This is a genomic window from uncultured Campylobacter sp. (genome assembly GCF_938045465.1).
Taxonomy (GTDB): Bacteria; Campylobacterota; Campylobacteria; order Campylobacterales; family Campylobacteraceae; genus Campylobacter_B.
Genome location: NZ_CALIBF010000096.1, coordinates 1 through 6,268 on the forward strand (window position 1 = coordinate 1; position 6,268 = coordinate 6,268).

Sequence of the window (6,268 nt, forward strand, 5' to 3'; positions counted from 1 at the left end):
CACGGGCGGCCGTGGCGAGGTGGCCGACGGCGTCGCGGTTGATCTGGAGGCAGCGTTCGGCGTCGCTCTCGGCGCGATCGACGGCGGTGTAGGCGGCGCAATTGATGATGTAGGCGTAGCGGCCGCGGCGGACAAAGTTGGCGACGGCGTTACTGTCGCAGAGGTCGAGTTCGTCGATGTCGGTCAGGGTGAAGGCGTAGTTCGGGTGGCGGTAGATGCGGCGGAGCGATTTTTGCTTACATGGACGCCCTTGTGCGAGCGATGCCGCCTTTTCTTGCATAATCAAGCCGTTTAAACGGAAAACGATTAAATTCTAAAAGCGCGCGTGATTCAAGCAGCGCTTTTTTTGCGTAAGCACCGCCTTTGCTCGCGCTAGCGATGCCGCCCGTTTACGGCGTCGTAATATTCGGCAGTTTGTCGTCGTTTGGATCAAATTTTAAAATTTTACCGTCCGCGCAGCGCTTCGCGTAAAAATAATCTTTGTAAAAAGAAGCGCCGCAGCTAAGCCCGCGACCGATCGCTTCGTCGTTTTTAGGTTTATTTCCGGAGAAATTTCCCCAAGTAGTCGTACCCGGATTTTTTGCGACGAGCCGCAGCGCGATCATCTCTATAGCTTCTTGCGTCTCTGCTCGCCCATGCCTTCGATGATGCTTTGATGCATATCGTCGTAAAATATCCTTACGGGCGATTAGGGCTCTTGCGGCGATTCTAGCGAAATAAAAAATTTAAAACTTTGCTCCCGATCGCTTAAGTTTCGGCGGCCGCCCACATCGATTTTTACGGCACTATAAGCGCCGCCGCTTTTTTGCAAATATACCGTCCCGCCGCAGCCGGCAAGGATGTCCGCGATATACGGAATAAAATCGCCGAGCGGCATAAGAAGGTGGACGCGGGGCATTTTATCTGCGTTTTAAATTTTACTTTTTATGGCTTCGGCGATCGTGCGCCGCTTTAAATCGATGCTTATCTTTTGATCGCGTGTCCGCATAAGCAAAGCGCGCTTTATCGCATAAATTTAAAAAGCGGCGCCCGAATTTAGCCGAGCGCCGCAATTAAAAATTTAACCGATTCGCGCATTTAAACGAGTGGTGTGATCAGGCGCATCTATCGGTTAAATTTAAGCGGGTGCGATCAATACTTAAACGAGCTGCCCGGCTCGATCAATTCAACCTTTTTCTTGTAGTTCATCTTAAGCACCGCAGCAGGCCCTAGCACGGTCGCCTTTTCGCCCTCAAGCCAAAACGCCGTACCCTCCGGCATCGCGTACACGGTCGATTTTTGATTAGCGATCAAAAATTCCTCCAGCCTCTCCTCTCTGCTCTCGCCGTTGTGCCCCACAGGCTTGCCCGAGATGAAGTGCGGATTGATCTGGTGCGGGAAGATATTGAAGGTATTAAACGACTCGGGCTCGATGATCGGCATATCGTTCGTCGTCATCATCGTAGCGCCCGCGACGTTCGAGCCCGCGCTCCAGCCGATATACGGCGTGCCGTCCTCGACCATTTTGCTGATTAACGCGATGAGATCGTTTTCATACATATCGTGCACGAGCTTGAAGGTGTTGCCGCCGCCTACGAATATGCAATCCGCGCTCGCGACTTCCTTCGCGGCGTTTTTAGCGTGATGGACGCCGACGATGTTTAAATTTAAGCTCGCAAGCGCCTCTTTGACACGCTTTTCATATTCGTCGTAGCTCCTGCGAAGGCTTGCGTAAGGGATGAAAACGATCTTTTTGCCCGCGAGGTTGTTCTCCTGCGCAAATTTACCGATCCACGACACCGCGTGCGATAGATATTTCGTGTCCTTGTAGCCCGAGCTTGAAAGCAGCAGCGCTCTTTGCTTGCTATGATCGCGCTTTGAGAGCTTAAATGCCTTTTCGCTCGCAGCTAGTTCGCTCGTACCGAGCATCGCAGCGCCCGCCGCCAAAGCGGCTACCTTTAGTAGGTCTCGTCTTTGATTTTGCATCTTTTCTCCTTTAATCAAAGTTGATATCTGTTTTGAAATTATATTCCTTTGCATATAAAGAGGGGCTGAATATTCGGTTTAAATTTTCGCTCGCCTAAAGGCCTCGGCAAAGCAAAATTTTAAAACTACTAAATTTTGAAATTAGGCGAGGCGTAGCGTCGTAAAATTTTTAAAGCGCGGCTAAATTTAATGAAATTCATGGCGCTGGCACGAGGTTAAATTTAGTAAAATTTTGCCTAAATTTAAACACGAAAGAGTATAATCGCGCCATGGTTTTGACGCAAAATTTGATCTATGAAATTTTACCCTTGTGGGGGAGATCCCCGCAGGCAGGGTCGCTAGCTACGGACAGATCGCGCGCCTGATCGGGCTGCCCGCTTGCTTGCGGCTCGTGGGGCGCGTGCTCTCGCAAGCAGAGCTCTACGGCGACTACCCGCGCCATCGCGTCGTAAATCACGCAGGCGCCTTGTCGGCGAGCTTTGCGGCTCAGCGCGAACTGCTAGAAGCCGAAGGCGTGGAATTTAGAGGCGAGCGCGCCCGTATGAAAAAGCACCGCTGGGAGTGCGAGTGAACTGCTTTAAAACGCTAAATTTAAAGGCTGCAAGCTTTTGCGGTCGTAGAGATTTGAAATACGGCATTTTAAGGTCGCACGGCATGGACGGTGAAATTTAAATTCCTACGTTGGGGTTTGAAACAAGGCACCGGTGAAAATGAGGCGAAAGCTATTTTGGTGTAAATTTACTCCGCTGGGGTTTGAAATAAGATGGCTGCAGGCAAAATTCCTACCGATGAGAGTGTAAATTTACTCCGATGGAGTTTGAAACTATTCTTTATAATATGCGTAGTAATAATATGTGCTAGTGTAAATTTGCTCCGATGGAGTTTGAAACGAAATATTTTTTAACCCTTGCTCAATTTGCCTTATGTGTAAATTTACTCCGTTGGAGTTTGAAACTAGGGACTTTTGCGTCTATTCGCGCAGACTTAGACATGTAAATTACTCCTTTGGGGTTTGAAATTTGTCGTTTCTTGAGTAATTTCGGAGCTGTAAGCCTACATAAATTTGCCAGATAAATTTAGAATTTTAAAATAGAATCGATCGTCAAGGACATAGCGTCTCGGCAGGCAGGCTCGAAATTTTATCCGTTTGGAGCTAGCCAAATTTAAACCGGTTTTGAAATTTACGAAATTTTAGAAAATTTAAAATTTGCGCGGTTAAATTTCAAAACGGATCGGCATCCCGTTAATACATGATGCTTTTGGATCAAATTTCGTGCGGCTGAAATTTTAAATCTCATAAGCTTGGGAGCCTCTACGAAATTTAAAATTACGCATTTGCGGCTAGCGATCTTTACGCGAGGGCGTAAATTTGGGCGCGGATAATCAAGTCGTTACGAGCGGTAAAAGGTGCGTCAAACTAAAATTTTGCGCCGCAATTCCGAGCCGCTCACGCTTTAGGCGGCTCAAAGCTCTTCAAAACCGCGTTGTATACGCTCTCCTCATCGCAGTGGACGAGCAGCAGATCGCCCTCTTGCAGCACCGTCGAGCCGGTAGGCTTGATGTATTCGCCGTGCCGCCTGATTAGGATGACGAGGAAATCCGCCGGCAGCTCAAGCTCGGCTAAAATTTTATCTATCAGCACGCAGCCGTGATCCACGGTGTATTGGCGCAGCGTGCGATAAAAGATCGGCATATTCGAATTGGGCTCCGCACTCTCAGGCTCTGGCGGCTCGCGTACGCCGCATCTATCCGCGGCGCGCTCCAGGCTCATTCCCTGTATCAGCACGGAGATTAGGACCATAAAAAAGACGGTGTTAAAGATAAGCCCCGCGTGCTCGATCCCCGCGGCATACGGATAGGTCGCAAGCACGATAGGCACGACGCCGCGAAGCCCGACCCATGAGATAAAGACCTTCTCTTTCTTGCTGTATTTAGAGAACGCGAGCGATATGAATACCCCCAAAGGTCGCGCGACAAACATCAGCCACAGCGCCGTTATGAAGCCCATAAGCGCGACGGCGGGTAGCTCGGACGGGAAAACCAAAAGCCCCAGCGTGATAAATACCGTGATCTGCATAGTCCACGCTATGCCGTCGTGAAAGCCGATGAGGTTTTTCTTGTGCGCGAATTCTCGCTTATTGACGAACATTCCCGCAACGTAAACGGCGATGTAGCCGTTGCCGCCGAGCTTCATACATAGCGTAAAAAGCAGCGCCACCCACGCCATCGAAAACACCGGATACAACCCCCAATGCTCGAGCCTTAGTCTATTAAAAATCGACGGTAGCGCCCTGCCGAAGGCGTATCCCATAAGTCCGCCGATGAAAAACTGCTTAATTAGCAGCGTCAGCATATCGATCGCGCTCAGGCTTTGATTTAGCGAGATGATCTGGATGATCGTGACGGTCAAAAAGATCGCCATCGGGTCGTTGCTGCCCGATTCTAGCTCAAGCAGCGGGCCGAGATTGTTTTTCAGCGAAATTCCCTTTGCGCGCAGTATCGCAAAGACCGCCGCAGCGTCGGTCGAGGAGATGATAGCGCCCAAAAGTAGCGCTTCAAGCCAGCTGAAGCCGAGCAGAATTTTAACCAAAACCGCCGTCGCGCATGCGGTGACCACCACCCCGAGCGTCGCTAAGATGATGCCGCTAGCCATTACAGGGCGGATCGATTTTAAATTTGTATCTAGCCCGCCCGCGTATAAAATATAAATAAGCGCGATCATACCGACATCTTGAGTGATGCGGTGGCTCGTAAAATCGATGCGCAAAAGCCCATCCGAGCCCGCGAGCATCCCCACTGCCAAAAATATGATGAGCGAAGGAAGTCCGAATTTGCCCGAGATCTTGTTAAGCACGATGCTTGCGATGAGTAAGATCGCGGCGAAGAGTAGAAATTTTTCCAAAAAGCGTTCCATAATTTTTCTAAGATTATAGCGGGTTTTCCCCATTTTTAGGCGGGTTTTTGCGATAAAATTTTATTAAACGAGCAGGGGACGAAATTTTAAAATTTATTTCAGATTAAACGAAAGCCTATCTAATCGGTAAAATTTCATTTGAAAGGCAAAACTCCCGACTCCCGATATCGCCGAGCACGGCGCGTTTTTCCCGTCGCCGTTTTCGCTGTCGCAGTTCATGGCACCCGTGAGCGATTTGGCGGATTTTAATTACGAGAAAAAATACGACGGCAATAAGAAAATCCTCATCATCGCGGCCGACGAGCGGTACTTGCTGATGGATAACGGGACGTTTTTCTCCACGGGCAACCACCCCGTCGAGACGCTCGTGCCGATGTATCATTGGCGCAGGCGGGCTGGGACTTCGAGATCGCGACGCTCTCTGGAAATCCCGTAAAATTTGAGTTTTGGGCGATGCCTGCGAAGGACGAGCGGCTCAAGGACTTTTTCGAGAGCTACGCGGCTAAATTTAAAGAGCCTAAAAAGCTCGCCGATATCGTAAATAAGGGCTTTGATGAGTATTTTGCGCTGTACATCCCGGGCGGCCACGGCGCGCTGATCGGGCTTGATGAGAGCCGCGACGTAAAGGCCGCGCTAAAATGGTTTCATGAGCAGGGTAAATACATCATCACGATCTGCCACGGTTCGGCCGGGCTGCTCGCCGCGGCGCTTGACGAGGATAAGTTTTTGTTCGAGGGCTACGAGCTCGTGCTGCTGCCCGACGTCATTGACCGCACCTCGCCGGGTATTGGCTACATGCCAGGCCATCTGCGCTGGTATATGGGCTCGCGGCTAGCAAAACTGGGGATGAAAATCCTAAACGAAGGTATCGACGGAGCCGTGCACAAAGACCGCAACCTGCTCTCGGGCGATAGTCCGCTAGCAACCAATAACCTGGGCAAACTGGCGGCTAGGACGTTTTTGGAGTCGCTGTAAATTTTACGCCGCTAAGGTCGGCATCTCGGCATAAAATTTTAATTTTTACGCGGCGAAAAAATTTAAAATTTCAAAGCGTGCCCGCTTCGGCTTTAAATTTAATGATCGCCGTCCTGCGCGCGGTGTAATCGTTTAAAATCGCCGCTCGCCTTCGATTTGCAAGCGATGCGCTGTGCAGCGTCTAAATTTAAGTATTCAAATTTTATCGCACTTTTGCGCGCGAGCATTAAAATCTTTTGTGGCCTTTTAAATTTGCCGCTTTACGGCGCCGTGCTCTTCGCGGGCGTGAAAAGCCCTCGCATATCGACGCCCCCTGGCTGCAGCAGCTTTATTTTCCTATCGATGCCGCCCGCGTAGCCTGTGAGGCTGCCGTGCGTGCCTACGACGCGGTGGCAGGGGATGATGATCGAGATT

The 6,268-nt window shown here is 50.2% G+C and carries 8 protein-coding genes; 3 read left to right on the forward strand and 5 right to left on the reverse strand.

The genetic code is table 11. The features are described 5' to 3' along the window. The 3 genes from Q0413_RS04580 to pepE form a co-directional block, all read right to left on the reverse strand. Positions 1–280 (reverse strand): sugar nucleotide-binding protein (locus Q0413_RS04580; RefSeq protein ID WP_298987751.1); only part of this gene is annotated, 280 nt, incomplete at its 3' end. Positions 281–389: 109 nt separating this feature from the next. Continuing rightward, positions 390–605: a hypothetical protein gene (locus Q0413_RS04585; protein WP_298987753.1), complete on the reverse strand. Its 216-nt coding sequence runs from the start codon at positions 603–605 to the stop codon at positions 390–392. Between the two features lie 526 nt (positions 606–1,131). Beyond that, positions 1,132–1,965, reverse strand: coding sequence for a dipeptidase PepE (gene pepE, locus Q0413_RS04590; protein ID WP_298987754.1), 834 nt, complete (start codon positions 1,963–1,965; stop codon positions 1,132–1,134). Between the two features lie 310 nt (positions 1,966–2,275). Here pepE and Q0413_RS04595 point away from each other — a divergent pair, with 310 nt between their 5' ends. Next, on the forward strand, positions 2,276–2,536 hold the full coding sequence (locus Q0413_RS04595; protein ID WP_298987756.1) for an MGMT family protein: 261 nt from the start codon (positions 2,276–2,278) through the stop codon (positions 2,534–2,536). An 876-nt stretch (positions 2,537–3,412) separates the two neighbouring features. On the opposite strand, the gene Q0413_RS04600 is transcribed toward Q0413_RS04595, so the two are convergent. After that, on the reverse strand, positions 3,413–4,867 hold the full coding sequence (locus Q0413_RS04600) for a potassium/proton antiporter (protein ID WP_298987758.1): 1,455 nt from the start codon (positions 4,865–4,867) through the stop codon (positions 3,413–3,415). Between the two features lie 238 nt (positions 4,868–5,105). On the opposite strand from Q0413_RS04600, the gene Q0413_RS04605 reads away from it, so the two are divergent. After that, positions 5,106–5,315 carry a hypothetical protein gene (locus tag Q0413_RS04605; RefSeq protein WP_298987759.1) on the forward strand — a complete coding sequence of 70 codons (210 nt, stop codon included), beginning with the start codon at positions 5,106–5,108 and terminating at the stop codon, positions 5,313–5,315. Next, positions 5,261–5,854: a DJ-1/PfpI family protein gene (locus Q0413_RS04610; protein WP_298987760.1), complete on the forward strand. Its 594-nt coding sequence runs from the start codon at positions 5,261–5,263 to the stop codon at positions 5,852–5,854. The genes Q0413_RS04605 and Q0413_RS04610 overlap by 55 nt, the downstream gene beginning before the upstream one ends. Positions 5,855–6,114: 260 nt before the next feature. On the opposite strand, the gene Q0413_RS04615 is transcribed toward Q0413_RS04610, so the two are convergent. Further along, positions 6,115–6,268 (reverse strand): MGMT family protein (locus tag Q0413_RS04615; RefSeq protein WP_298987761.1); only part of this gene is annotated, 154 nt, incomplete at its 5' end.